A 23317-nucleotide genomic window follows, 5' to 3' on the forward strand; every position below is an offset into this window, starting at 1 on the left:
CCGATCCCACGGTGAGCGTCCCCCGTGCACGCCGCTCGGCCGACTCGGCCTAATGTGGTGCCCTGTCACGGCCCCCGGCCCTGGACACGCCCGCCCGCCCCGAAGTCAGGACCGCAAGGACCCAGATGCCCCGCTCGAAGAAGTTCCGGCGCGCCCGTCTGATCGTGATCGTGCTGGTCGTGCTGCTGGTGGCCGGCGTCGGCTACGGCGGCTACCGCGGGGTCACCGCGGTCCGCGCGTCCTTCCCGGAGGTCGACGGCACCGTCAAGGTGGCGGGCATGAGCGCGCCGGTCGACGTCAAGCGGGACGCCAACGGCATCCCGCAGCTCTACGCCGACACCAACGAGGACCTCTTCCGCGCCCAGGGCTACGTCCAGGCGCAGGACCGCTTCTGGGAGATGGACGTCCGGCGGCACATCACCGCCGGCCGGCTGTCCGAGATGTTCGGCGACGGCCAGGTCGACACCGACGCCTTCATCCGGACCATGGGCTGGCGGCAGGTGGCGCAGAAGGAGTTCGACACCAAGCTGTCGGCCGACACCAAGAAGAACCTCCAGGCCTACGCGGACGGCGTGAACGCCTGGCTCGCCGAGCACCCCGGCGGCGAGAAGGCCTCGCTGGAGTACGCCCTGCTCGGCGCCGTCAACGGCGACTACCAGCCCGAGCAGTGGAGCCCGGTCGACTCGGTGGCCTGGCTCAAGGCGATGGCCTGGAACCTCTCCGGGAACCTCCAGGAGGAGATCGACCGCTCGCTGCTGGCCCAGGACTTCGGTCCGGACAAGATCGCCGAGCTGTACCCCGACTACCCGTACACCCGCAACGGCACGATCGTGAAGACCGGCACGGTGGCCGGCGACAACTACCGCCCCGCCGACGGCTCACCCCCGTCCGGCGGCGGCACCGCCACCACCCAGGGCGCGGCCACCACCAAGGCGCTGCTCCAGGGCCTCACCGACCGGATCGACGGCATGCCGCAGCTGCTCGGCCGCCCCGGCCAGGGCATCGGCTCCAACTCCTGGGTCGTCGCCGGCACCCACACCACCACCGGCAAGCCGCTGCTGGCCAACGACCCGCACCTCGGCCCCGGCCTGCCCTCGGTCTGGTACCAGATGGGCCTGCACTGCCGCACCAGCTCGCCGGCCTGCCAGTACGACGTCTCCGGCTTCAGCTTCGCCGGCATGCCCGGCGTGATAATCGGCCACAACAAGGACGTCGCCTGGGGCTTCACCAACCTCGGCGCCGACGTGACCGACCTCTACCTGGAGAAGGTCACCGGCCCGGACACCTACCAGGTCGACGGCAAGGACGTGAAGTTCGACCTCCGCAAGGAGACCATCAAGGTCGCCGGCGGCGACGACCGCACGATCACCGTCCGCACCACCCAGACCGGCGCCCCGCTCATCTCCGACCAGAGCACCGAGCAGCAGAACGTCGGCAAGTACGCCCCCAACGGCAGCGCCGCCCCCGACCGCGGCACCGGCGGCTACGGCGTCGCCCTGCAGTGGACGGCGCTGAACCCCGGCAAGACCATGGACGCGGTGTTCGAGCTGGACCGGGCCCGCAACTGGGACGAGTTCCGGGCCGCCGCCAAGGACTTCGCCGTCCCCGCGCAGAACCTGGTCTACGCCGACGCCAAGCACATCGGCTACCAGGCCCCCGGCGACATCCCGGTCCGCGGCAAGGGCGACGGCACCTACCCGGCCCCGGGCTGGGACTCCACGTACCAGTGGAAGGGCTCGATCCCCTTCACCGCCCTGCCGTACAGCCTGGACCCGTCCGCGGGCTACATCGTCACCGCGAACCAGGCCGTGGTGGACCCGAGCTACAAGTACTCGCTCACCAAGGACTGGGAGTACGGCACCCGGGCCAAGGAGATCACCGACCAGATCGAGGGCCTGCTCAAGAACAACGGCAAGATCTCGCCGGACGACATGCAGACCATGCAGCTGGACAACACCAGCATCATGGCCAAGACGCTCGTCCCGCTGCTGCTCAAGCAGCAGATCGACGACCCGTACGTGCGCGAGGCGCAGGACCTGCTGAAGGACTGGAACTACCACCAGGACGCCGACTCGGCCGCCGCCGCCTACTACAACGGCGTCTGGCGCCAGCTGCTCAGCCTCGCCTTCGGCCAGAAGTTCCCGGCCGACCTGCGGGCCAAGGGCAACTGCCTGCTGGTCCGCCAGCAGGACGACCCGACCAGGCCGGACAGCTCCAGCAAGATCGTCACCGAGTGCGGCACCCGCGACCCGGGCAAGGCCCAGCCGGACGGCGGCGACCGCTGGACCGAGGTGGTCCGGCAGCAGCTGGACAAGCCGGACAGCTCCTGGTGGACGTACATCGACTCCCAGCACAAGGAGCAGAAGGGCCTGGACAACCTGCTCAAGGAGGCGATGAAGGACGCCCGGCAGGACCTCACCTCGCTGCTCAGCAAGGACATCTCCACCTGGAGCTGGGGCCGCCTGCACAAGCTGACCCTGCGCGAGCAGACCCTCGGCACCGACGACTCCTCGATCGCCTCCGGCGCGGTCCACCGGCTGCTCAACCGCGGCCCGTACCGGCTCTCCGGCGGCTCGGCGGCCGTCGACGCGGCCGGCTGGAACGCGGCGGCCGGCTACCAGGTGGACTGGATCCCGTCGATGCGGATGGTGATCGACCTGAGTGACCTCGACTCCTCGCGGTGGATCAACGTCGGCGGCGCCTCCGGCCACGCCTTCCACGACAACTACAACGACCAGACCGACCTCTGGCTCAAGGGCAAGCTGCTGACCTGGGCCTACACGCCGGACGCGGTCGAGAAGGCCACCAAGCACAAGCTGGTGCTCACCAACGGCTGACCCCGCACGACCCGCACGACCCCGGTGGCCCCGCTCCCTTCCCGGAGCGGGGCCGCCGCCGTCTCACCCCAGCCTCCGCAGCCCGGCGGGCGTGACCGCCAGGTCCACCGGGCGGTCGTGCGGTTCGGCCGGCACCTCGTCCAGCAGCTCGTGCTCGTAGAGCAGAACCGCCAGCACCGGCCGCGCGCCCGCCCGCCCCAGCCGGGCCAGCACCCGGTCGTAGCTGCCGCCGCCGCGGCCCAGCCGCAGCCCCCGCCGGTCCACCGCCAGGCCCGGCAGCAGCACCACGGAGGCCTCCGTGACCGCCTCCGGGCCGAGCCGGGGGCCGACCGGCTCCAGCAGCCCGCGTCCGGCCGGGGCCAGCTCCTGCGGGCCCCGGTAGGCGGCCCAGTCCAGGTCGTTGTCGGGCAGCAGCACCGGCAGCAGCACCCGCACCCCGCGCGCCCGCAGCGCGTCCAGCAACGGCCTGGTTCCGGGCTCGGCGCCCACCGACACGTACGCGGCCACGGTGGCGCCCGGCGCCGCCAGCTCCCCGGCGTGCCCGGCCAGCGCGAGCGCGGCCTCCGCGCGCCCCTCGGCGGAGAGCGCGCGGCGCCGGGTCAACAGCCGTGTCCTCAGATCGCTCTTCTCGTTGTGCATCGGATCCTCCGCAACTCTGTGCCGTCGAGCCGTGCCGCCGACCGGTCCCGCCGGCCGGCGCCATCGACGCGCAGAGCCTGACACGCGAAAGGGCGCCGCGATTGTCCACCCCGCTGCTGGTCCAGGCCCTGGCCGTGCTCAGCGCCCCCGCGCTGGCCGGCGCCACCGTGCTCGGCCTGCGGCTGCGCCGGGGCGGCGCCGAAGCCGCCGCCCGGCAGGAACGGCTGCGCGAGCGGATCGCCGAACTGGAGACCCGCTGCGCCGACCTGGAGCGCACCGCCTCCTGCGACCCGCTCACCGGCGTGTGGAACTACCGCCACCTGCAGCTCACCCTGGACCGCGAGATCGAGCGCGCCCGCCGCGCCGAGCGGACCGACCAGCCCGAAGGGCCGCGCCCGCTGGCCGTGCTGCTGCTGGAGATCACCGGCTTCGACGCGGTCGTCGCCGAGCACGGCCGCGGCCGCGCCGGCGCGGTGCTGCGCGACCTCGCCCAGCGGCTGGCGATGGAGATCCGCCGTGCCGACACCCTCGGCCGCTACAGCGGAGAGGAGTTCCTGGTGGTGCTGCCGGACACCGGCGCCGAGGGCGCCGCGCAGGTCGCCGAGCGCCTGGTCTGGTCGGTCCGCCGGCACCTGCTGCTCGACTGGTCCTCCGGCCCGCGCGAGTCCCGCCCGGCCCACGGCAACGGCCTCACCGCCGCCGTCGGCGTCGCCGTGCTGCCCGAGGACGGCACCCACGCCGCCGTGCTGCTGCGCGCCGCCGACCGCGCGCTCGCCGAGGCCAGGGCGGCCGGCGGCGACTGCTGGCGGGTCCGCCCGGGCCCCGGCGACCGGTCGGCGGCGCGGCCGGCCGCCCCGCCCGCCGCCGGTGCGCGGCCCAACGCGACTGCCGAGCGTGACCGTTCGGGAAAGCCGGGTAGTCTGTCGCCCTGTGCCGACGGGGACCCCCTCGCCCAGCCGGTCAATTCCCATACGCCTGCCGCCGTGGCCGGGCCCCGCGACGTGCTGTCCTAGCCGTCGACCGCGCCCGGCCGGGCGAAAACGTGCCTGAGTAAGGTAAACGCATGACGACGACCAACTCCCGAATCCCGGTAACCAAGGCCGTGGTACCCGCGGCCGGACTGGGCACCCGCTTCCTCCCGGCAACCAAGGCCACTCCGAAGGAGATGCTGCCCGTCGTCGACAAGCCGGCCATCCAGTACGTCGTCGAGGAGGCCTCCTCCGCGGGGCTGTCCGACATACTGATGGTCACCGGCCGTAACAAGCGGGCCCTGGAGGACCACTTCGACCGCGCCTACGAGCTGGAGGAGCTGCTCGCCCGCAAGGGCGACGAGGACCGCCTGCGCCGGGTCCGCGAATCCGTCGAGCTGGCCAACATGCACTACGTCCGCCAGGGCGACCCGAAGGGCCTCGGCCACGCCGTCTCGGTCGCCGAGCAGCACGTGGCCGGCCAGCCCTTCGCCGTCCTCCTCGGCGACGACCTGATCGACCCGCGCGACCCGCTGCTCGCCCGCATGATCGAGGTCCAGCAGGAGCTCGGCGGCTCGGTCGTCGCCCTCATGGAGGTCGACCCCTCCCAGATCCACCTCTACGGCTGCGCCGCCGTCAAGGCGAACGGCTTCGGCGAGGACGTCTTCCAGGTGACCGACCTGGTCGAGAAGCCCGAGACGAACGAGGCCCCCTCGAACTACGCCGTCATCGGCCGCTACGTCCTCGACCCGCTGGTCTTCGACGTGCTGCGGGAGACCCCGCCCGGCCGCGGCGGCGAGATCCAGCTCACCGACGCCCTGCGCGAGCTGACCACCCGCGAGCCGGAGGCCGGCGGCCAGGTCCACGGCGTGCTCTTCAAGGGCCGCCGCTACGACACCGGCGACCGCGCGGACTACCTGCGCGCTATCGTCCGACTGGCCTCCGAGCGCGAGGACCTCGGCCCGGAGTTCCGCTCCTGGCTGCGCGAGTTCGTCGCCTCCGAGCTGCAGGACTGACACGACGACAGAGAGCGAGCCGCCGATGACCGGGTCCACCCAACACACCACCGGATCCGCCGCAGCCTGCTGCGACGGAACCACGGACCCGGCACCGGCGGCCCCCCGCCTCTGGACGGTGGACGAACACCTCTCCGACGTCCTGGCCGCGGTCGGCCCGCTGCCCGCCATCGAGCTGCAACTGCTCGACGCCCAGGGCTGCCGGCTCGACGAGGACGTCCTCGCCGACGGTGACCTGCCGCCCTTCGACAACAGCTCGATGGACGGCTACGCCGTGCGCACCGCGGACACCGCCGGCGCCACCGACCCGTACCCCTCGGTGCTCGCCGTCGTCGGCGACATCGCGGCCGGCGCGGGCGAACTGCCCCGGGTCGGGCCCGGCCAGGCCGCCCGGATCATGACCGGCGCCCCCGTCCCGCCCGGCGCCCAGGCCGTCGCCCCGGTCGAGTGGACCGACGGCGGCACCGGCACCGGCGTGCCCGCCGACGCGATGACCGCGCCCGTCGAGGACGAGGAGGTCCGCGTCCTGCGCCCGGTCGCCGAGGGCGCCCACATCCGCCGCCGCGGCAGCGACGTCGCGGCCGGCAGCAAGGTCCTGGGGGCCGGCACCCGGCTCGGCCCCACCCAGCTCGGCCTGCTCGCCGCGATCGGCCGCGCCACCGTCAAGGTCCGCCCGCGCCCCCGGGTCGTGGTGCTGTCCACCGGCAGCGAGCTGGTCCAGCCCGGCGAGCCGGTCGGCCCCGGGCAGATCTCCGACTCCAACAGCTTCACCCTCACCGCGGCCGCCCAGGACGCCGGCGCCATCGCCTACCGGGTCGGCGCCGTCCCGGACCAGGCCGACCGGCTGCGCGCCGTCCTGGAGGACCAGCTCGGCCGGGCCGACCTGATCGTCACCAGCGGCGGGGTCAGCGTCGGCGCGTACGACGTGGTCAAGGAGGTCTTCGAGTCCTACGGCGGCGTCGACTTCCGCAGGCTGCGGATGCAGCCCGGCAAGCCGCAGGGCTTCGGCCGGATCGGCGGCCCGGCCGGCGTGCCGCTGCTCGCCCTGCCCGGCAACCCGGTCAGCGCCTACATCTCCTTCGAGCTGTTCGTCCGCCCGGTCATCCGCACCATGCTCGGCGCCGCCGACGTCCACCGCCCGGTGGTCCGCGCGCTCTGCCCGGCGGCGCTGCGCTCCCCGGCCGGCCGCCGGCAGTTCCTGCGCGGCCGCTACTCGGCGGCGGACGGCACCGTCGAGCCGGTGGGCGGCGCCGAGTCGCACCTGGTGGGCGCCCTGGCCCGGGCGAACTGCCTGATCACCGTCCCCGAGGCCGTCACCGCCCTGCCCGCCGGCAGCGAGGTCGACGTGGTCCTGCTCGGTTCCTAGGACATGTCTCGCGGACCAGGCCCCTCCCACGGGGTGCGGCGGGGGAGCTGTACGGTAGCGCGGTATTCGACCTGCGTGCCCCTGGAGCCACCCGTGACGACACCTTCCCCCGGCGACCGCCTCACCCACGTCGACGACCAGGGCGCGGCCCGGATGGTCGACGTCTCCGAGAAGGCCACCACCGCGCGCACCGCCGTCGCGGCCGGCCGGGTCCGGGTCTCCCCGAAGGTGGTCGAGCTGCTGCGCGGCGAGGGCGTGCCCAAGGGCGACGCCCTCGCGGTGGCCCGGATCGCCGGGATCATGGGCGCCAAGAAGACCCCCGACCTGGTCCCGCTCTGCCACCCCATCGCCGTCTCCGGCGTCACGGTGGACCTCACGGTCGCGGACGACGCCGTCGAGATCACCGCCACCGTGAGGACCGCCGACCGCACCGGCGTCGAGATGGAGGCGCTGACCGCCGTCGCGGTGGCCGGCCTCACCGTCATCGACATGGTCAAAGCCGTGGACAAGGGCGCCGCCATCGAGTCCGTCCGGGTGCTCAGCAAGACCGGCGGCAAGAGCGGCGACTGGTTCGCGCCGGAGGCGGGCGAGTGAGCGGGCGGAGCGAGCTCACCACCGAGGGGTCCGGGCGGATGAGGGCCCTTGCGGTCACCGTGTCCAACCGGGCCTCGGCCGGCGTCTACGAGGACAGGGGCGGCCCGCTGCTGGTGGCCGGCCTGACCGCGATGGGCTTCACCGCCGACGGCCCCCGGGTCGTCCCGGACGGCGAGCCGGTGGAGGCCGTCCTGCGCGAGGCCGTCGCGGCCGGCTACGACGTCGTGCTCACCACCGGCGGTACCGGCATCTCGCCGACGGACCTCACCCCGGAGATGACCGCCCGGGTGATCGACCGGCAGGTCCCCGGCATCGCCGAGTCCATCCGCGCGTACGGCCGGGAGAAGGTGCCGACCTCGGCGCTCTCCCGCGGGCTCGCCGGGCTCGCCGGACGTACCCTGATCGTCAACCTGCCGGGCTCGACCGGCGGCGTCAAGGACGGCCTGGCCGTCCTCGAACCGCTGCTCGTCCACGCCGTCGACCAGCTCGGCGGCGGGGACCACCCCCGGCCGGACGCACCAGCTTCCGGGAGAACGCACTGAACGCCGGTTGGCCGGTAGAACTCCACGAGGGGGAGGTCGCGCTGCGCCCGATCCGGGCCCGCGACCAGCGCGAGTGGCAGGAGGTCAGCCTCCGCAACCGGGACTGGCTGCGCCGCTGGGAGGCGACCGTCCCGCCCGGTCCGGCCGGGCAGGCCGCCGGGCCGCGCCCGACGTTCCGGCAGATGGTGCGCTTCCTGCGCGGTGAGGGCTCGGCCGGGCGGATGCTGCCCTTCGTCGTGCTCTACAAGGGCCAGCTGGTCGGCCAGCTCACCGTCGGCGGCATCACCTGGGGCTCGATGTGCTCGGCGAACGTCGGGTACTGGATCGACGAGGCGGTGGCCGGCCGGGGCATCATGCCGACGGCCGTGGCGCTTTCCGTCAACCACTGCTTCCGCACCCTCGGCCTGCACCGGATCGAGGTCTGCATCCGCCCGGAGAACGGCCCGAGCCGCCGGGTGGTGGAAAAGCTCGGCTTCCGCTCGGAGGGAATCCGCCCGCGCTATCTCCACATCGACGGCGCCTGGCAGGACCACCTGGTGTACGCGCTGACCGCCGAGGAGGTGCCGGAGGGGATGCTGGAACGCTGGCGCTCGATCAGTTCAGGTCACGAGTCAAGTAATTGAATATTTGTTCGAAACAAATATCGATATGGCATCGTCGCGACGGCGGACTGGCACAAATACCGGCAAAATAGTCGGAGAATCAGCTTGATCACACGACACGCCGAGCCAAATTGCTGCCAGGCCTTCCCGGCGCCCGTACGGTGTGGATCGTGAGCAGTAGCGGCCTTATCTACGCCGTCATCGTAGGGGCCTGGGCCGCCTATCTGGTGCCGATGTGGCTCCGCAGGCAGGACGAACTCAACGAGGCGCGCCCGACGGAGCGCTTCAGCACCGCCATCCGCCTGCTGGCCGGGCGTTCGGGGCTGGAGCGGCGGGCAGCCCGGGCCCTGGGTGACGAACCGCGTGACGACGAGCACAGCAGCGACGGCCCTCCCGGGCGGGACGGGGCCGCCCCTGGCGACCCTGCGGCGGACTCCGCGCCGCCCGCCGTGGGGCCCGAGTCCCCGCCCTCCGTCGAGCCTCCGCCCGCGCCGGTGCCCGCGTCCGCGCCCGCGTCCGCATCCTCGTCCTCGCCCGAGCGGGGTGCCCGGGGAGAGCGTCCGGGCTCCGCGCCGCACGGCGGGGCGCAGCGCCGGGCCCGGCTGCTGGCCCGCCGGCGTCGGATGGTCACCGCCCTCTTCCTGGCCTTCGCGCTCGGCGCCGTGGTCGCGGCGGTGGCCGGGCTGGCCTTCCTCTGGGTCCCGGCCGTCCCGGCGATCCTCCTCACCCTGTACATCGGCCACCTGCGCAAGCTGGAGCGCCAGCGCTACGAGGTGAAGCTCGACCGCGCCCGGGCCGCCCAGGCGGCCGAGCGGCTGCGCAAGCGCGAGCAGCAGCGCGCCGCGGCCCGGAGCGTCCCTGCCGAGGCCGTTGACACCCAGGTCCACACCCAGGCCCACATCCGGGCCCAGGCCCCGGTTCGTGCCCAGGCCCCGGCCGCCGAGGGGCGGGCCGGGCGCCGCCCGCACCTGCGGCTGGCCGCCGACCCCGGCGAGGCCGCCGTCTCCGCGCCGTCCGCCTCCGCGGTGGCCGAGGCGACCGAGCACGAGGAGTGGGTCGACGGCATGCGCGAGCGCGGCGCGGCCGGCCCGGACTCCTGGGAGCCGGTGCCCGTCCCGCTGCCGACGTACGTCACGGCGCCGGTCGCCCCCCGGGTCTCCCGCGGTCTCGACCTGACGGCCCCCGGCACCTGGACCGCGGGCCGCCCCGCCGAGTCCGCCCGCAACACCCCGCTGTTCGACCAGTACGCCGAACCGTCGGCCCCGGAGGCCCGCCCCCGGGCGGCCAACGAGTGACCTTCCCGGCCCCCGGACCAGCGCCGCATCGCCGGGGGTGGTCACGGACCCCCTCCGGAAGGTGCTAGAGTTTCTTCTCGTTGGGGCTGTGGCGCAGTCCGGTAGCGCACCTCGTTCGCATCGAGGGGGTCAGGGGTTCGAATCCCCTCAGCTCCACCCAACGACTGTTCACGAGTCTGATTCGTGAGTGGTCACGAGATCCCGCTCGACCGATTCGGTCGGGCGGGATTTCTGCTTTGAGCGGGTCTGTTCGAGGCGGCGTGCGATGGCGATGGGGCTTCGTGACGTAGATCACGCGACTGTGCGGGCTTTCTCGGGGCCGGCCGAGCTGTTGCGGTCGTGCGGAAGCCGCCGTCGAGCGGCTGGCCAACGGCTTTGTGGGGTAGGCCACTTCGGGGTGTCTGCGAGTCGTTCGTCAGCTGTGCGGCGGGGGCGGGCCGTTGAAGTCTGCGGGGGCGGGCGTGAGGCCGTCGTAGTCCTCGATGCTGTTCGCCGCTGTCAGCCCGGGGCTGCTGGCGCGGAGCCGGTCCTGGACGGTCAACAGGTTGATCATGAAGACCGTCAGGGCGAGCAGGACCGCTTGGGCGACGCGTCCGCCGGTACCGGAGAAGGTCCGTGTCCCGCGGCCGGGGCCGGGCAGGCCCCGGAAGACGCCCGACAGCGTGGCCGCCGACAAGGCCTACAGCGGCGGCCCGTGCCGCGCCTGCCTGCGCAGGCGCGGCATCCGGCACACGATCCCGGGGAAGGCGGACAGCCAGGCCGCCAGCCTGCGCAAAGGCTCACGCGGCGGGTGCCCACCGGCCTTCGACGAGAAGCGGTACAAGAAGCGCAACACCGTCGAACGGGCCGTCAACAAGCTCAAGCGCGCCCGAGCGGTCGCAACCCGATACGACAAGCGCGGATACGTCTACCTCGGCACCGTCACCGCAGTCGCTCTCGTCAGCTGGCTCCGCACGTGACCGCCCGGACAGCTCCGCCTGGTACTCCAGCGAGAGTTCTCCATTGGGCCCCGCTCACCAGGTCACGGGCAGTGACCGCATCCCGTAGATGAACGACTCGGTACGGAACTCGCGCTCGCCGGTCAGCCGCAGCCCCGGCAGCCGGCGGAACAGCGTCTCCAGGGCGATCTGGAGTTCGGCGCGGGCCAGCGGCTGGCCCAGGCACTGGTGTACGCCGAAGCCGAACGCCAGGTGCCGCCGGGCGTCCCGGTCCAGGTCCAGCTCGTCCGTCGCCCGATGGCCGGTGCCGCCGAACACCGCCTCGTCCCGGTTGGCGGTGGAGAGCATCGCCATCACGCCCTCCCCGGCCCGGACGGTGACGCCGCCCAGCTCCACGTCCTCCAGCGCCACCCGGGGCAGGCCGGTGTGCACGATGGTCAGCAGCCGCAACAGCTCCTCCACCGCGCCCGGCAGGGTGGCCGGGTCGGCCAGGCCGGGGATCTGCTCGGGGTGCTCCAGCAGCAGTGCGGTCGACAGCGAGATCATGTTCGCGGTCGTCTCGTGCCCGGCGATCAGCAGCAGCACGCCCATGGCGGCCGCGTCGTCCAGGGTCAGGTCGTCCCGCGCCGCGAGTCGGCTGAGGGCATCGTCCTCCGGTTGTGCGCGCTTGCGGGCCGTCAGGTCGCGAAGGTAGTCCCGGACCTCCTCCTGGGCCTCCCGGAGCTGCTCCACGGTGCTCTCCCGGCTGAGCATCGTGCGGCTCAGGCTCTGGAAGCGGTCGTGGTCCTCGTACGGCACGCCGAGCAGCAGGCAGATCACCAACGAGGGCACCGGCAGCGCGAAGTCGGTGACCAGGTCGGCCGTGGTCCGGCCCGCGGTCATCCGGTCCAGTGCCTCGTCCACGATCCGCTGGATCTCCGGGCGCAGCGCCTCCACCCGCTTGACCAGGAATTCCCCGGTGATCATGCGGCGCTGGCGGGCGTGCTCGGGGTCGTCCAGCCGCAGGAAGTCCGGATTGTCGGTGATCAGCTCGCGAGCGCCGGCGACCAGCAGCGGGAAGGCCGGGTGGCGTATGTCGGCACTGAACCGGCGGTCGGACAGCACGGTGCGAACCTCGGCGAAGCCGGTGACCAGCCAGCAGAGGTCGCCGTCGGGCAGCTCGGCTCTGGTCACCGGCCCGGTGGCGGCGGCCTCGGAGTACGCGGGCGGCGGGCCGAACGGGCAGCCACCGGAGTGCCGGGCCGGCAGCGGGAGGACGGGGGTGGTGGATGCGGTGGTCAAGGCGGGGGTCTCCTCACGTCGCGGGTGTTCTCGTGGGGTTCGGGGCCCGGGAAGGTTCCCGGCGCGGCCTGCGGGGCCGGCGGCGGGGGTCCGTCAGGCCCCGGTCCGCGCGGGCTCGTCCCCGGTGACGGTGATCGCCCGGCCCGGGCAGAGCTCGGAGGCGAGTCTGACGTCGTCGAACTGCTCGGGCAGCAGCACGGTCTGGCGGAGTCTCACGAGACTGTCCCGGTCGTCCTGGTCGAAGACCGCGGGGGCGTTCATCACGCACATGCCGGAGCTGCAGCAACGGTCCCGGTCGACGCTCACCTGCATGTCGGGCACCTTTCGCCAGGGCGGCGCCGGCTGCCCGGCGGCCGCCTCTCGTTGTCACGGTCAACCTAGCCGTCGCTGGTCCGTTCACGGAGGGGTACGGTGGCCGGATCGAGAATGGCTGACTCGGCCCCTGTGTGTGAACCCCCGTTGCGGCGCAATGCGTTTCAACCGGCGGTACTTCGCCGGACGGGTCGGCGGACCCGGCCGCGCGGACGGCCTCACAAGAGCCTTCGGCGTGGCCAACTCCCCTACGGAGGCCACCGTGTCGGCCTCGGCGGCGCTCCTGTCCGGCCGGTAGCGACCACCCGGGCGAACCGCAGGGCCAGCCCGGCGGGGTAGCGGGGGCTGCGCTGGAGGCCGTCGAAGGCGACCTCGACGACCAGTTTCGGCCGGACCGGCACCGCGTCCGGGCGTCCCGCCCGGTCTCCCGGGCGAGCAACTCGGCGGTCTGCCAGGCGAGCGTCCGCTCGGTCAGCCCCTTGAAGGTCTTGCCGAGCATCACCCACGGGCCGAGCCCCGGCTCGCCGGCCGCCCGGGCGGCCGGCGAGGCCCTCGGACGGTCCCGGTCGCCGGTCGGTCGCGCACGGGGGCGGGAGCGGGAACCGGAGCGGGAACGGCCGAGGGCCGGCCGGGGGAGTCCGGCCGGCCCTCAGGGTTGGGCGGGGTGGGTCAGGGGCGCTGGGAACCGGCGTAGGGGCCGGGCTGGGGGGTGCCGGACTGCGGCGGGACGGCGCCGTAGCGGGGCGGGCGGTAGCCGCGTGGGTGCCGGGTCAGGTTGTAGCCCAGGACGCCCGCCAGGGCGGCCAGGGCGCCGCCGCCGATGGTCCAGTACCAGCGGCTGTTCCAGCCGGAGAACCAGCCGGTGTACCAATGCTCCTCGGCCGCCACCGGGGCGGCCGCCTTGGCGGTGCTGGCGCCGCCGCCGGCCGGCGGGACCAGCGGGGCCTTGAGCTCGCCGCCCTCCGGCTGGGCGTTGTCCGCGTTGCCCTTCGCGCTGACGTGCAGCTGGACGGAGGTGGCCAGGCCCAGGTCGGTCTGCGGGACGTCGCTGACCGAGAGCCGCACGTAGTAGGTGCCGGGCAGCGGGTCGCCGGACCACGGCTCGGCCCAGGAGCGGATCTCGCGCAGGGTGCAGCTCAGCGTGAGCGTGCCGGTGTTCTGGTCGCCGGTGGCGTTCTGGGTGCCGGCGGTGCAGGACTGGCGGCGGCGGAGCCCGTCGAAGACCTCGGCGGACCAGGTCTGCGGGCCGTGCCGGTCGGTCGCGGGGGCCAGGTTGACGGTCAGGCCGATCGTCGGGGTCTGGCCCTCGGAGGCGCCGAACGCCCAGTACAGGTAGTCACCGGTGGAGGCGGCGACGTTGGCGTCCTGGCCGGGGGAGAGGTTGGTCGCGGTCAGGAAGGAGGTGCCGGCCTTGGTGGCCGGGGCCGGGGCGCCGCTCGCGCTCGCCGAGGGCGAGGGGGAGGCGGCGGAGGCGGTCGGGGCGGCCAACGCGAGGGCGGGCAGCAGGGCGAGGGCGGCGAGGGCGCCGCGAAGGGTCGTGCGCGTGGTCGGTCGCATGGTCAGTTCTCCCGCCAGACAGAGATCCGCCAGCGGGCGATCCAGCCGAACACCAGGCCGAACAGCAGTCCGGCGAGGGTGAGGGTGAGCAGCAGGATCCAGCCGCGGCCCAGGCCCATCGCCGCGCCCTCGGGGGCGGACGAGGCGGTGGCCAGGTCGACGGTCAGCTCCAGCGGCAGGCCGGGGTCGGCCTGGACGCCGGCCTGCGGGGCCAGCGAGTTGCTGACGACCAGGCAGACGGTGGTCTCCGGCTTGGCGCTCGACGAGGAGGTCGGGCCGGTGGTGATGTAGCCCTTGGAGTCGCTGGTGGACCAGCGCAGGCCGGTGGAGATCACGTCGGTGCGGCTGCTACCGGCGTCGGTGCCGCGGACCAGCTCCTGGCCGGTCGCGCTGGTGGCCTGCAGCAGGACGCCGTAGTCCCGGGCCACCGCGCGGTCCAGGCCGACGCTGACCGAGGCGCGCAGTTCCTGGCCGGACTTGACCGGGACCTTGTAGACGCGGTGCTCGGAGAACTTCTCGCGGTCGCTGTACACGCCCGGGGCGAGCACCGGGGCGCTCTCGCACTTGTCGGCGCCGGAGGTCTTCACCGGGGTCACCGCGTAGGTGTCGTTGGAGCGGTCGACCAGCTGCTTCACCTTGTCGGTGAGCTGCTCCTGGGTGCGGACGTCGGTGTAGGTGCCACCGGTCGCGTTGGCGATGCAGAGCAGCTGCTGGCGGGTCTTGTCGTCGTGGGCCAGGCCGAGGGTGTCGACGACCAGGTGGATGCCCTGGGAGGCGAGTTCACGGGCGACGTCGCAGGGGTCCGGCGGGGTGCAGGTGTCCTCGCCGTCGGTGATCAGCACCACCCGGCGGGTGGTCTCGCCCTTGCCGAGGTCCTGGGCCGCGCCGCGCAGGGCCAGGCCGATCGGGGTCCAGCCGGTGGGTCGCAGGGTGGCGACGGCCGTCTTGGCCTCGACCTTGTTGGTCTTGCCGACCGGGTACAGCTGCTTGGTGTCCTGGCAGCCCTGGGTCTTGTCGTTGCCGGGGTAGTTCGCGCCCAGGGTGCGGATGCCGAACTCGGTCTCCGCGGGCAGCGCGTCGATCACGTCGTTCAGCGACTGCTGGGCCACCGAGATCCGGCTCTTGCCCTGGATGTCCCGCTCGTTCATGGAGCCGCTGACGTCCAGGACGAGGTCGACCCTGGGGGCCTCCTTGGGCGCGGCGGCTCCGGCTGATGGTTCGTCGGCGTGGGCGGGCAGGCCGATGAGCAGCGAGGCGCCCGTTATCGCCAGGGCGCCCAGCAGGCTGCCGAGCCTGGTCTTTGGTCGTCGTCCGGTAGTCACCCGGTGATCCTAGGGATCATCAGTTCGCGATGGCCAAACGAGAGCGGATCGTGCGCCACCCCGCCACGGCGTGAACTCCGGCGCGTGGAAAGGCCGTCGGGCCTGCGTGGACTTACGTCCGCCCTACCCGGGCTGGATAGCCTTCCGTGCGGGTTTCGTGCGAGTCCGGGCGGGAGTGGGGGCGCGGTGGAGCTGACGGGGGTCGGAAAACGGTACGGGCGGCGCGGGCGATGGGTCCTGCGCGGGGTCGATCTCGCCGTCGGGCCGGGGGAGTTGGTGCGGATCGCCGGGGCGAACGGGAGCGGCAAGTCGACGCTGCTCCGGCTGGCGGCCGGGATCGAGCGGCCGACCGCCGGGCGGGTGGCCCGCGCGGGCGGTGCCGCGTACGTGCCCGAACGCTTCCCGCCCGCGCTGCCGTTCGACGCCGCCTCGTACCTGCTGCGGGTGGGCCGGGTGCACGGGCTGTCGGCGGAGCGGGCGCGGCGGCGGGCGGGGGACTGGCTGGACCGCTTCGGCATCGCGGACCGGGCGGGCACGCCGCTGAGCCGGCTGTCGAAGGGCACCTGCCAGAAGGTCGCGGTCGCGCAGGCGCTGCTCGCCCAGGCCCCGGTCCTGCTGCTGGACGAGGCCTGGACGGGGCTCGACCCCGACGCCAGGGCGGTGCTGGACGAGGCGGCCGCGGAGCGGGCGGCGGACGGCGGGGCGGTGCTGTTCGTCGACCACGACCCGGCCCGGCTGGCCGGGCTGACCAGCGCCGCCTACCGGGTCGGCGCGGACGGCGCGCTGCGGCCCGCCGAGGAGGCGGGGCCCGTGCCGGACGGCGGCCCGGAGACGGAGGTCGAGGTGGACGTCCCGGACGGCACCCCGCTGCCGCCCCGGCTGCCCGGGGCGCCGCGGCTCACCCCGCTGGCCGGCACGGCCGTGCGGCTGACCGTGCCGGCCGCGCACACGGAAGCGCTGCTGCGCCGGCTGCTGCTCGGCCGACCGGCCGTCCGGGTGCTGGCGGTGCGGCAGCGGGAGGGGCGGCGGTGAGGCAGCTCGGGGCGCTGACCCGGTACCACCTGGAACTGCTGGTGCGCTCGCAGGCCTGGCTGCCGCCGTTCCTGGCGTACGCGCTGCTGCTGGTGGTGGGCGTGTCGGCGGGCAACCCGCTGCTGGGCGACCTCGGCTACGGCGCGGCCGTGCTGCTGCCGGTGAGCGCCTGGTACGTGCGCAGCGCGCTCGGGGCGGAGCCGCCGGCCTCGCGGGCCTGCCTGGTCGCGGCGGCGGGGCCGCCGCGGGTGCACCTGGGCGCGCTGCTGGCGGCGCTGACGGCCGGGCTGGTGCTGGCGGCGGCGGAGTTGGCGGCGCTGTGGTGGCTGAGCGGGACGGTGGCCAACCCGGGGGTGGAGCGGCAGCCGCCGGTCGGACCGGCGCTGGCGGCCGGGGCGTCGGCCGCGGTGGTGTGCGTGCTGCTGGGGGTGGTGGCCGGGGCGCTGGCGAACCGGCCGGTGCTGGCGCGGCCGCAGTACGGCATCGCGCTGGCGCTGGCGCTGGCCGCGCTGGCGCTGGTGGCGCCCCTCTCGCCGGCCAACGCGGTGGTCCGCGGTCTGGTCTCGGCGGCCCGCACCGGCCGGGTCGCCGTGCCGTGGGCGGAACTGCCGCCCGCCGCCGCCCTGCTGGCCGTGACGGCGGCCGGGGCGGCGGCGCTGGCCGGACGGCGGCCCGAGTGAGCGGAGGATTCACGCCAAGGGAGGACACACCGCAGCAAAAAGCCGATAAATATGGATAGTGCTCGTTAGGGTGACGAACCTGGGTGAACCGGCTTCGTGTCGCCGGTCCATTCCGATTGGCATCCCCCGGAACAGCGCTCCGGCTCCCCGCGACCCCCAGGACGGTCCGTGGCGACACCCCCCGCCGTGACGAGAACCGCAGCCCGGCCGAGCCGGCCGGTGCCGACCAGGCGCACCACCGAGCTGCTGCTGGTCCTGGCCGCCGTGCTGATCGCCGTGTTCGGCTACGTCGAGGTCGGCGTCAACCTGGACGGCAGGGTGCCGGCCGACGCGGCCGAGTACGGCGCCGCGCTCGGCGTGCTCGCCCTGCTGGCGCACGCCGTGGTCCGGCTGCGGGCCCGGTACGCGGACCCGCTGCTGCTGCCGATCGCGGTGCTGCTCAACGGGATCGGCCTGGTGGTGATCTACCGGCTCGACCGCGCCACCTCGGGCGTCGGCGCGGCCTCCACCCAGCTGCTCTGGTCGAGCCTGGGGGTGGCGCTGTTCATCGCGGTCGTGCTGCTGGTGCGCGACCACCGGCGGCTGCAGCGGTACGCCTACCTCGGGGCGCTGGTGGCGCTGGTCCTGCTGGTGCTGCCGATCTTCTTCCCGCCGGTGTACGGCTCGCGGATCTGGATCGTCGTCGGGCCGCTGTCCTTCCAGCCGGGGGAGTTCGCCAAGATCCTGCTGGCCGTCTTCTTCGCCGCCTACCTGGCGGTGCACCGGGACGCGCTGGCGCTCACCGGCCGCCGGGTCTGGCGCTGGCAGCTGCCGCGCGGCCGGGTGCTCGGGCCGGTGCTGCTGATCTGGGCGGCGTTCGTCGGCGTCCTGGTGCTGGAGACGGACCTCGGCACCTCGCTGCTGTTCTTCGGCCTGTTCGTGGTGATGCTGTACGTGGCCACCGCGCGCACCGGGTGGATCGTGATCGGGCTGGTCCTGGCGGCGGTCGGGGCGGTCACGGTGGGCTGGCTCTCGCCGCACGTGCACAGCCGGGTGACGGACTGGCTGGACCCGCTGGGCTCGATCGCGGCGGGCAAGGGCGCCAACCAGATCGCCCAGTCGCTGTTCGCCTTCGCCTGGGGCGGGGAACTGGGCACCGGGCTCGGCGACGGGCACTCGGTGCTGATCGGCTTCGCCGCCAAGTCGGACTTCATCCTTGCCACCATCGGCGAGGAACTCGGCCTGACCGGGCTCGTCGCGGTGTTCCTGCTGTACGCGCTGCTGATCTCCCGGGGGTTCCGGACGGGCATCGCGCTGCGCGACCCGTTCGGGCGGCTGCTGGCGATCGGCCTGGCCGCGATCGTCGGCCTCCAGGTGTTCGTGGTGGCCGGCGGGGTGCTCGACCTCATCCCGCTGACCGGGATGACGCTGCCGTTCGTCGCGCAGGGCGGCTCCTCGGTGGTCACCAACTGGATCATCGTGGCGTTGCTGGTGCGGATGAGCGACATCGCGCGCCGGCCGGCCCCGGCCCTGCCCGTGTCCGCGTCTCTGCCGGAGGAGGACTGATGGCGCGCACCCGCTCCCGTCCGCGCGCCCGGGGCAACGGGCCGCAGGGCCTGCCGGGCATCTCCGTCACCGGGCGCCGCGCGGGCGTCTTCTGCCTGCTGCTGGTCGCGGCGCTGTGCGTCCAGGCCACCCGGGTGCAGGTGTTCCAGGCCAAGGACCTCAACCACAACGCCGCCAACCAGCGGCTCACCATCGAGCGGTACTCGCAGCCGCGCGGCGACATCCGGGTCGGCGCGGACACCGTGACAGGCTCCGAACCCACCGGCGGCCGGTACGACTACAAGCGCACCTACACCGACGGCCCGACGTACGCGGCCGTCACCGGCTTCGCCTCGCAGGCGTACGGCAACACCCAGCTGGAGGGGATCGAGGACGACCTGCTGTCCGGGACGGACAGCAGACTGGCCGGCTGGGCGGTCTGGGACGCCGTCGCCCGCAGGCAGAACCCCGGCGGGGACGTCTACACCACCCTGAACCGGGCCGCCCAGGAGGCCGCGGTGCGCGGGCTCGGCAGCCAGAAGGGCGCGGTGGCCGCGATCGAGCCGGCCACCGGCCGGATCCTCGCCCTGGCCAGCACGCCGTCCTACGACCCGGGCAGCTTCGCCGGCTCCGCCGCGGCCGACCAGGCCGCCTGGAACCGGCTGCAGGCCGACACCGACCAGCCGATGCTCAACCGTGCGCTGCGCCAGACCTACCCGCCGGGCTCGACCTTCAAGGTGGTCACGGCGGCGGCCGCGCTCGCGGCCGGGGTGGTCACCGACCCCGACGCGCCGACCGACGCGCCGTACCCGTACGTGCTGCCCGGGACGACCACGCCGCTGGTCAATGACACCTCGGCGTGCGACCGGCCCGGCCAGTCGCTGGACACCGCGATGGTCTACAGCTGCAACAGCGTGCTGGGCTACCTCGGGGTGCGGACCGGGCTGGACCCGATGGTGGCGATGGCCGAGAACTTCGGCTTCAACGACGCCAGGCTGGACATGCCGGTGCGCCCGGCCCGGTCCAACTTCGACACCACGATGAACCAGTCGCAGGTGGCGCTCTCCTCGATCGGGCAGTTCGACACCGCGGCGACCCCGCTGGTGATGGCGATGGTCGCGGCCGGGATCGCCAACGACGGGACGGTGATGCGTCCACAGCTCGTGGACAGGCTGACGAAGGGCGACGGCACCGTGGTGCAGCTGATGAAACCCGCCGTGTACCGGCGGGCGATGACCCCGGCGGTGGCCGGGCAGGTGCAGAAGCTGATGACCGACGTGGTGGAGAACGGCACCGGCGGCAACGCCCGGATCGGCGGCGCGGTGGTCGGCGGGAAGACCGGCACCGCGCAGCACGGGGTGGACAACAGCGGGACGCCGTACGCCTGGTTCATCTCCTGGGCCAAGCCCGCCGGCTCGGACGCGGTGCCGCCGGTGGCGGTGGCCGTGGTGATCGCGGACAGTGACGCCACGGACGTCACCGGCGGCGGGCTGGCCGCGCCGATCGCCCGCTCGGTGATGCGGGCGGTGCTGGGCCGCTGAGCTGCTGCTCTAGCTGCTGGACGGCGAATCCGCCGTCTGCGAAGTGTCCGGTTTGTATAGACTCATGCGCCAATTCGTACAATGCGCCGATCCGGACTGTTCGTTTGCGACACTGGTGCTTTCGCGGGGTACTGTCCCATCTTTGTTCGGTTGGTCCCCGATGACACCCCATGACGCGTCGAGTGACCGGCCGCCAGGACACCCTCCCCCGCCCAGAAGGACCGCAGCTGTGACCAGCAACTCTCTCGGTGCGCGTCTGCTGCGACGCAAGCCCGTCTCGTCCCTCATCGCCGAGAGCGAGGGCCGGGACGGCCTCCCGGCCGGCGCGCCCGAGGAGGGCGGACGCTCCGGCATCCACCTGCGCCGCACGATCGGCCTCTGGCAGCTGTCCTCGATCGGCATCGGCGCCACCATCGGCACCGGCATCTTCTTCGTGCTCAGCAGCGCGGTGCCCTCGGCCGGCCCGGCCGTCATCCTGTCCTTCGTGCTCGCCGCGGTCACCGCCGGACTCACCGCGCTCTGCTACGCCGAGATGGCCTCCGCGATCCCGGTCTCCGGTTCCTCGTACTCCTACGCCTACGCCACCCTCGGCGAGGGCGTCGCGTTCGGCGTCGGCATCTGCCTGCTGATGGAGTACGGCGTCTCCGCCTCCGCGATCGCGGTGAGCTGGGCCGAGTACCTGAACAAGTTCTTCGACCTGGCCTTCGGCTTCACCATCCCGGAGCAGCTGTCCGGCGCGCCGAACGACACCCACTGGTTCAACCTGCCGGCGCTGCTGCTGGTCGCGATGGTCTGCGTGCTGCTCATCCGCGGCGTCAGCGAGTCGGTGAAGGTCAACGCGGCCATGGTCGGGATCAAGATCCTGATCCTGCTGCTGTTCGTCGGCGTCGCGCTCACCGGCTTCCACTCGGGCAACCTGACCCCGTTCATGCCGCTCGGCATCGGCGGCGTGCAGGTCGCCGCCTCCAGCATCTTCTTCTCCTTCATCGGCCTGGACGCCGTGTCCACCGCCGGTGAGGAGGTCAAGAACCCGCGCCGCACCCTGCCGCTGGCGATCATCATCTCGCTGGTCGTGGTGACCCTGCTCTACATCCTGGTCGCCCTCGCCGGCATCGGCGCCCAGCCGTGGCAGAAGTTCCAGGGCCAGGAGGCCGGCCTCGCCCAGATCCTCCAGGACATCACCGGCCAGACCTGGCCCTCGATGGTCTTCGCGATCGGCGCGATCCTCTCGATCTTCAGCATCACCCTCGTGGTGATCTACGGCCAGACCCGCATCCTGTACTCCATGGGCCGCGACGGCATGCTGCCCAAGCGCTTCGCCGAACTCTCCCCGCGCACCGGCACCCCGGTCTGGAACACCCTCGTGGTGGGCCTCGGCGTCGGCGCGCTGGCCGCCTTCGTCCCGCTGAAGGAGCTGGCCGACATCACCAGCCTCGGGACGCTCATCGCCTTCTCGGTCGTCTCGATCGGCGTGATCATCCTGCGCCGCACCCAGCCCGACCTGCCGCGCGGCTTCAAGGTCCCCGGCTACCCGGTCGTCCCGCTGCTCAGCGTCGCCTTCTGCGCCTACCTGATCACCGGCCTGCACGCCGACACCTTCCGGGCCGGCGCGATCGCCCTCGCCGTCGCCGTGGTCGTCTACTTCGGCTACAGCATCAAGCACTCCAAGCTGGAGCAGCAGGCGCAGGCCGCCACGGCGGACAGCTCCACCGGCCACCGCAACAGCTGAGCCGGACGAATCCGGACATGGGGGGCCGCCGATCACGACACCCGGCGGCCCCCCTCATGCCACCTCCCGCCACGTGCCCCACGCCATGGCGACAGGGCCCGGCCACCACCCATAACCTTCCACCATGGTGAGCACCCGCACGCCCGGCTTCTCCCGCCCGCGCGGCCGCTTCACCGGCCGCAGCAGAACGCCGGCCCCGCCGACCCCCGCCGGAGCGCCGTCCGGACCAGGACGACCGCCCCTCGGCTTCTCCAGTCGGCCGTTCCCCCGCCAGCGTGGCGAGAGCACGTTCCCGCCCACGCCCGATCGGCTGAATCCCGCCCGACTCGCCTCGATGCGCACCGTCCAACTGCTCGGCTGCCTGATCGCAGCCGGCTGGGCGGCCGCCTTCCCGCTCGTCTCCGACCTGCCCAACCAGCGGATGTGGGGTTTCATCGCGGCCCCCGCCTACGTCCTGGCCGGGCTGCTCTGCCTCACCCTGCCGCGCCGCTACGCGGCCCGCGCCGCCGCCGTGGTCGCGCTCGCCGGGGCCGTCCTCGCGCCGCTCGCCCTGCTCGCCGTGCAGGGCCGCCACCAGTCCGAGGTGATGGTGGTCGAACGCTCGGCGCACCTGCTGCTCACCACCGGCAGCCCGTACCTGCCGCACCCGGTGGTGGTCACCGACTACAACCCGTACCTGCCGGCCATGACCCTGTTCGGGATGCCGCGCCAACTGCTGGGCGACGGCTCCGACCTCGCCCAGGTCGCCGGGGACGCCCGGATCTGGTTCGCGCTGACCTTCGTGGTCTGCCTGCTGGCCAGCTGGCGGCTGCTGCGGCCCACCCGCGAGCGCGCGCCGCTGCTGCCGCTCGCCGTGCTCACCGCCTCGCCGCTGATCTCGCTGGCCCTCGTCGTCGGCGGGGTGGACCTGCCGCTGATCGGCCTCTGCTGCCTCGCCATGGCGCTCGCCGAGCGGGACCGCACCGTCGGCGCCGGCCTGGTGCTCGCCCTCGCCTGCACCCTCAAGTGGACGGCCTGGCCGGCGCTGCCGGTCGCGGCCCTGCTGCTGTGGCGGCTGTACGGCCGCCGGCCCGCCGCCCGGACCACGCTGATCGCGCTCGGCACCGGCCTGGCCGTGCTCCTGCCCTCCGTGCTGACCCGGGCGGACGCGCTGCGCGAGCAGGTGGTGCGCTTCCCGCTCGGGCTCACCGCCATCCGCACGCCGGCCGGCAGCCCGCTGCCCGGCAAGGTGCTGGCCGGCTTCGGGCCGACCGGGCACTCCGTCTCGCTGGCGCTGATGACCATGGGCGGGATCGGGGTGGCCATCTGGCTGCTCGCCCGGCCGCCGGTGTCCGCGATCGCGGCCGCCGACCTGCTGGCCGCCGGGCTGGCGATCGCGTTCATGCTCGCCCCGGCCGGGCGGTTCGGCTACCTCGCCCTGCCGGTGGTCCTGGTGATCTGGCCGCGGCTGGCGGCCCGGCGCTGGAGCAGCCGGCGCCCGATCCCGCCGCACCGGCTGCGTGGCAGACCGGAGCCCGCCCTGCCACGGGGCTGAGCGGGCTC

21 protein-coding genes and 1 tRNA gene are annotated in these 23317 nt (G+C 73.6%); 16 read left to right on the top strand and 6 right to left on the bottom strand.

All coding sequences use genetic code 11. The annotated features are described in order from the left end of the window. The first annotated feature begins 125 nt into the window (after positions 1-125). On the top strand, positions 126-2837 hold the full coding sequence (locus ACIO9K_RS09700; protein ID WP_363585357.1) for a penicillin acylase family protein: 2712 nt from the start codon (positions 126-128) through the stop codon (positions 2835-2837). Positions 2838-2900: 63 nt separating this feature from the next. Here ACIO9K_RS09700 and ACIO9K_RS09705 read toward each other — a convergent pair whose 3' ends face one another. Then, entirely contained in the window at positions 2901-3476 is a 576-nt protein-coding gene (locus ACIO9K_RS09705) for a 5-formyltetrahydrofolate cyclo-ligase (protein WP_363585356.1), read from the bottom strand. 101 nt (positions 3477-3577) lie between these two features. Between ACIO9K_RS09705 and ACIO9K_RS09710 the strand changes: the two genes are divergently transcribed. From ACIO9K_RS09710 to ACIO9K_RS09745, 8 genes are all read left to right on the top strand, one after another. Next, positions 3578-4489, top strand: a complete 912-nt coding sequence (locus tag ACIO9K_RS09710) for a GGDEF domain-containing protein (protein ID WP_363619199.1) — start codon at positions 3578-3580, stop codon at positions 4487-4489. Between the two features lie 50 nt (positions 4490-4539). Continuing rightward, positions 4540-5460, top strand: coding sequence for a UTP--glucose-1-phosphate uridylyltransferase GalU (gene galU / locus ACIO9K_RS09715; RefSeq protein ID WP_363585354.1), 921 nt, complete (start codon positions 4540-4542; stop codon positions 5458-5460). Between the two features lie 25 nt (positions 5461-5485). Beyond that, positions 5486-6826: a gephyrin-like molybdotransferase Glp gene (glp, locus tag ACIO9K_RS09720; protein ID WP_400328221.1), complete on the top strand. Its 1341-nt coding sequence runs from the start codon at positions 5486-5488 to the stop codon at positions 6824-6826. A gap of 153 nt (positions 6827-6979) precedes the next feature. Then, a complete protein-coding gene (gene moaC, locus ACIO9K_RS09725; protein WP_350877780.1) occupies positions 6980-7420 on the top strand; it encodes a cyclic pyranopterin monophosphate synthase MoaC in 441 nt (146 codons plus the stop codon). Positions 7421-7458: 38 nt separating this feature from the next. Continuing rightward, entirely contained in the window at positions 7459-7962 is a 504-nt protein-coding gene (locus tag ACIO9K_RS09730) for a molybdenum cofactor biosynthesis protein B (protein ID WP_400328223.1), read from the top strand. Then, positions 7959-8585, top strand: coding sequence for a GNAT family protein (locus tag ACIO9K_RS09735; RefSeq protein WP_363630191.1), 627 nt, complete (start codon positions 7959-7961; stop codon positions 8583-8585). Before ACIO9K_RS09730 ends, ACIO9K_RS09735 begins: the two co-directional genes overlap by 4 nt. A gap of 149 nt (positions 8586-8734) precedes the next feature. Beyond that, entirely contained in the window at positions 8735-9859 is a 1125-nt protein-coding gene (gene glpR / locus ACIO9K_RS09740) for a gephyrin-like molybdotransferase receptor GlpR (RefSeq protein WP_400328225.1), read from the top strand. Positions 9860-9941: 82 nt separating this feature from the next. Then, positions 9942-10015 (top strand) — tRNA-Ala (locus ACIO9K_RS09745). 259 nt (positions 10016-10274) lie between these two features. Here ACIO9K_RS09745 and ACIO9K_RS09750 read toward each other — a convergent pair. Further along, positions 10275-10535, bottom strand: a complete 261-nt coding sequence (locus ACIO9K_RS09750; RefSeq protein WP_400328227.1) for a hypothetical protein — start codon at positions 10533-10535, stop codon at positions 10275-10277. On the opposite strand from ACIO9K_RS09750, the gene ACIO9K_RS09755 reads away from it, so the two are divergent. Beyond that, positions 10522-10818, top strand: a complete 297-nt coding sequence (locus ACIO9K_RS09755; RefSeq protein WP_400328229.1) for a transposase — start codon at positions 10522-10524, stop codon at positions 10816-10818. The two genes, ACIO9K_RS09750 and ACIO9K_RS09755, sit on opposite strands and share 14 nt — an antisense overlap. Before the next feature lie 54 nt (positions 10819-10872). On the opposite strand, the gene ACIO9K_RS09760 is transcribed toward ACIO9K_RS09755, so the two are convergent. The 4 genes from ACIO9K_RS09760 to ACIO9K_RS09775 form a co-directional block, all read right to left on the bottom strand. Continuing rightward, on the bottom strand, positions 10873-12078 hold the full coding sequence (locus ACIO9K_RS09760) for a cytochrome P450 (RefSeq protein ID WP_400328231.1): 1206 nt from the start codon (positions 12076-12078) through the stop codon (positions 10873-10875). A 93-nt stretch (positions 12079-12171) separates the two neighbouring features. Beyond that, positions 12172-12390, bottom strand: a complete 219-nt coding sequence (locus ACIO9K_RS09765) for a ferredoxin (RefSeq protein ID WP_359896573.1) — start codon at positions 12388-12390, stop codon at positions 12172-12174. A gap of 669 nt (positions 12391-13059) precedes the next feature. Further along, entirely contained in the window at positions 13060-13947 is an 888-nt protein-coding gene (locus ACIO9K_RS09770) for a peptidase (protein ID WP_400328233.1), read from the bottom strand. A 2-nt stretch (positions 13948-13949) separates the two neighbouring features. After that, entirely contained in the window at positions 13950-15269 is a 1320-nt protein-coding gene (locus tag ACIO9K_RS09775; protein WP_371517392.1) for a VWA domain-containing protein, read from the bottom strand. A gap of 186 nt (positions 15270-15455) precedes the next feature. Between ACIO9K_RS09775 and ACIO9K_RS09780 the strand changes: the two genes are divergently transcribed. The 6 genes from ACIO9K_RS09780 (at position 15456) to ACIO9K_RS09805 (ending at position 23309) form a co-directional block, all read left to right on the top strand. After that, complete coding sequence (locus tag ACIO9K_RS09780) at positions 15456-16301, top strand: ATP-binding cassette domain-containing protein (protein WP_363619205.1); 846 nt, start codon at positions 15456-15458, stop codon at positions 16299-16301. Further along, a complete protein-coding gene (locus ACIO9K_RS09785) occupies positions 16298-16981 on the top strand; it encodes an ABC transporter (protein ID WP_400328236.1) in 684 nt (227 codons plus the stop codon). Before ACIO9K_RS09780 ends, ACIO9K_RS09785 begins: the two co-directional genes overlap by 4 nt. A gap of 186 nt (positions 16982-17167) precedes the next feature. Then, positions 17168-18526, top strand: a complete 1359-nt coding sequence (locus ACIO9K_RS09790) for an FtsW/RodA/SpoVE family cell cycle protein (RefSeq protein WP_400328238.1) — start codon at positions 17168-17170, stop codon at positions 18524-18526. Continuing rightward, complete coding sequence (locus ACIO9K_RS09795; protein ID WP_400328240.1) at positions 18526-20046, top strand: penicillin-binding transpeptidase domain-containing protein; 1521 nt, start codon at positions 18526-18528, stop codon at positions 20044-20046. Before ACIO9K_RS09790 ends, ACIO9K_RS09795 begins: the two co-directional genes overlap by 1 nt. Before the next feature lie 160 nt (positions 20047-20206). Beyond that, positions 20207-21775 (top strand): amino acid permease, encoded by a 1569-nt coding sequence (locus ACIO9K_RS09800; protein ID WP_400328242.1) that lies wholly within the window; start codon positions 20207-20209, stop codon positions 21773-21775. 124 nt (positions 21776-21899) lie between these two features. Continuing rightward, positions 21900-23309 carry a glycosyltransferase 87 family protein gene (locus ACIO9K_RS09805; protein ID WP_400328244.1) on the top strand — a complete coding sequence of 470 codons (1410 nt, stop codon included), beginning with the start codon at positions 21900-21902 and terminating at the stop codon, positions 23307-23309. Positions 23310-23317: the final 8 nt, after the last annotated feature.

Source organism: Kitasatospora sp. NPDC087271, assembly GCF_044744605.1.
Lineage (GTDB): Bacteria > Actinomycetota > Actinomycetes > Streptomycetales > Streptomycetaceae > Kitasatospora.

Bases quoted from the DNA above. Each gene is read 5' to 3' on its own strand.
- ACIO9K_RS09700 (WP_363585357.1), top strand. From the start codon at position 126: ATGCCCCGCTCGAAGAAGTTCCGGCGCGCCCGTCTGATCGTGATCGTG.
- ACIO9K_RS09705 (WP_363585356.1), bottom strand. From the start codon at position 3,476: ATGCACAACGAGAAGAGCGATCTGAGGACACGGCTGTTGACCCGGCGC.
- galU (WP_363585354.1), top strand. From the start codon at position 4,540: ATGACGACGACCAACTCCCGAATCCCGGTAACCAAGGCCGTGGTACCC.
- glp (WP_400328221.1), top strand. From the start codon at position 5,486: ATGACCGGGTCCACCCAACACACCACCGGATCCGCCGCAGCCTGCTGC.
- moaC (WP_350877780.1), top strand. From the start codon at position 6,980: ATGGTCGACGTCTCCGAGAAGGCCACCACCGCGCGCACCGCCGTCGCG.
- ACIO9K_RS09730 (WP_400328223.1), top strand. From the start codon at position 7,459: ATGAGGGCCCTTGCGGTCACCGTGTCCAACCGGGCCTCGGCCGGCGTC.
- ACIO9K_RS09765 (WP_359896573.1), bottom strand. From the start codon at position 12,390: ATGCAGGTGAGCGTCGACCGGGACCGTTGCTGCAGCTCCGGCATGTGC.
- ACIO9K_RS09770 (WP_400328233.1), bottom strand. From the start codon at position 13,947: ATGCGACCGACCACGCGCACGACCCTTCGCGGCGCCCTCGCCGCCCTC.
- ACIO9K_RS09795 (WP_400328240.1), top strand. From the start codon at position 18,526: ATGGCGCGCACCCGCTCCCGTCCGCGCGCCCGGGGCAACGGGCCGCAG.
- ACIO9K_RS09800 (WP_400328242.1), top strand. From the start codon at position 20,207: ATGACACCCCATGACGCGTCGAGTGACCGGCCGCCAGGACACCCTCCC.
- ACIO9K_RS09805 (WP_400328244.1), top strand. From the start codon at position 21,900: ATGGTGAGCACCCGCACGCCCGGCTTCTCCCGCCCGCGCGGCCGCTTC.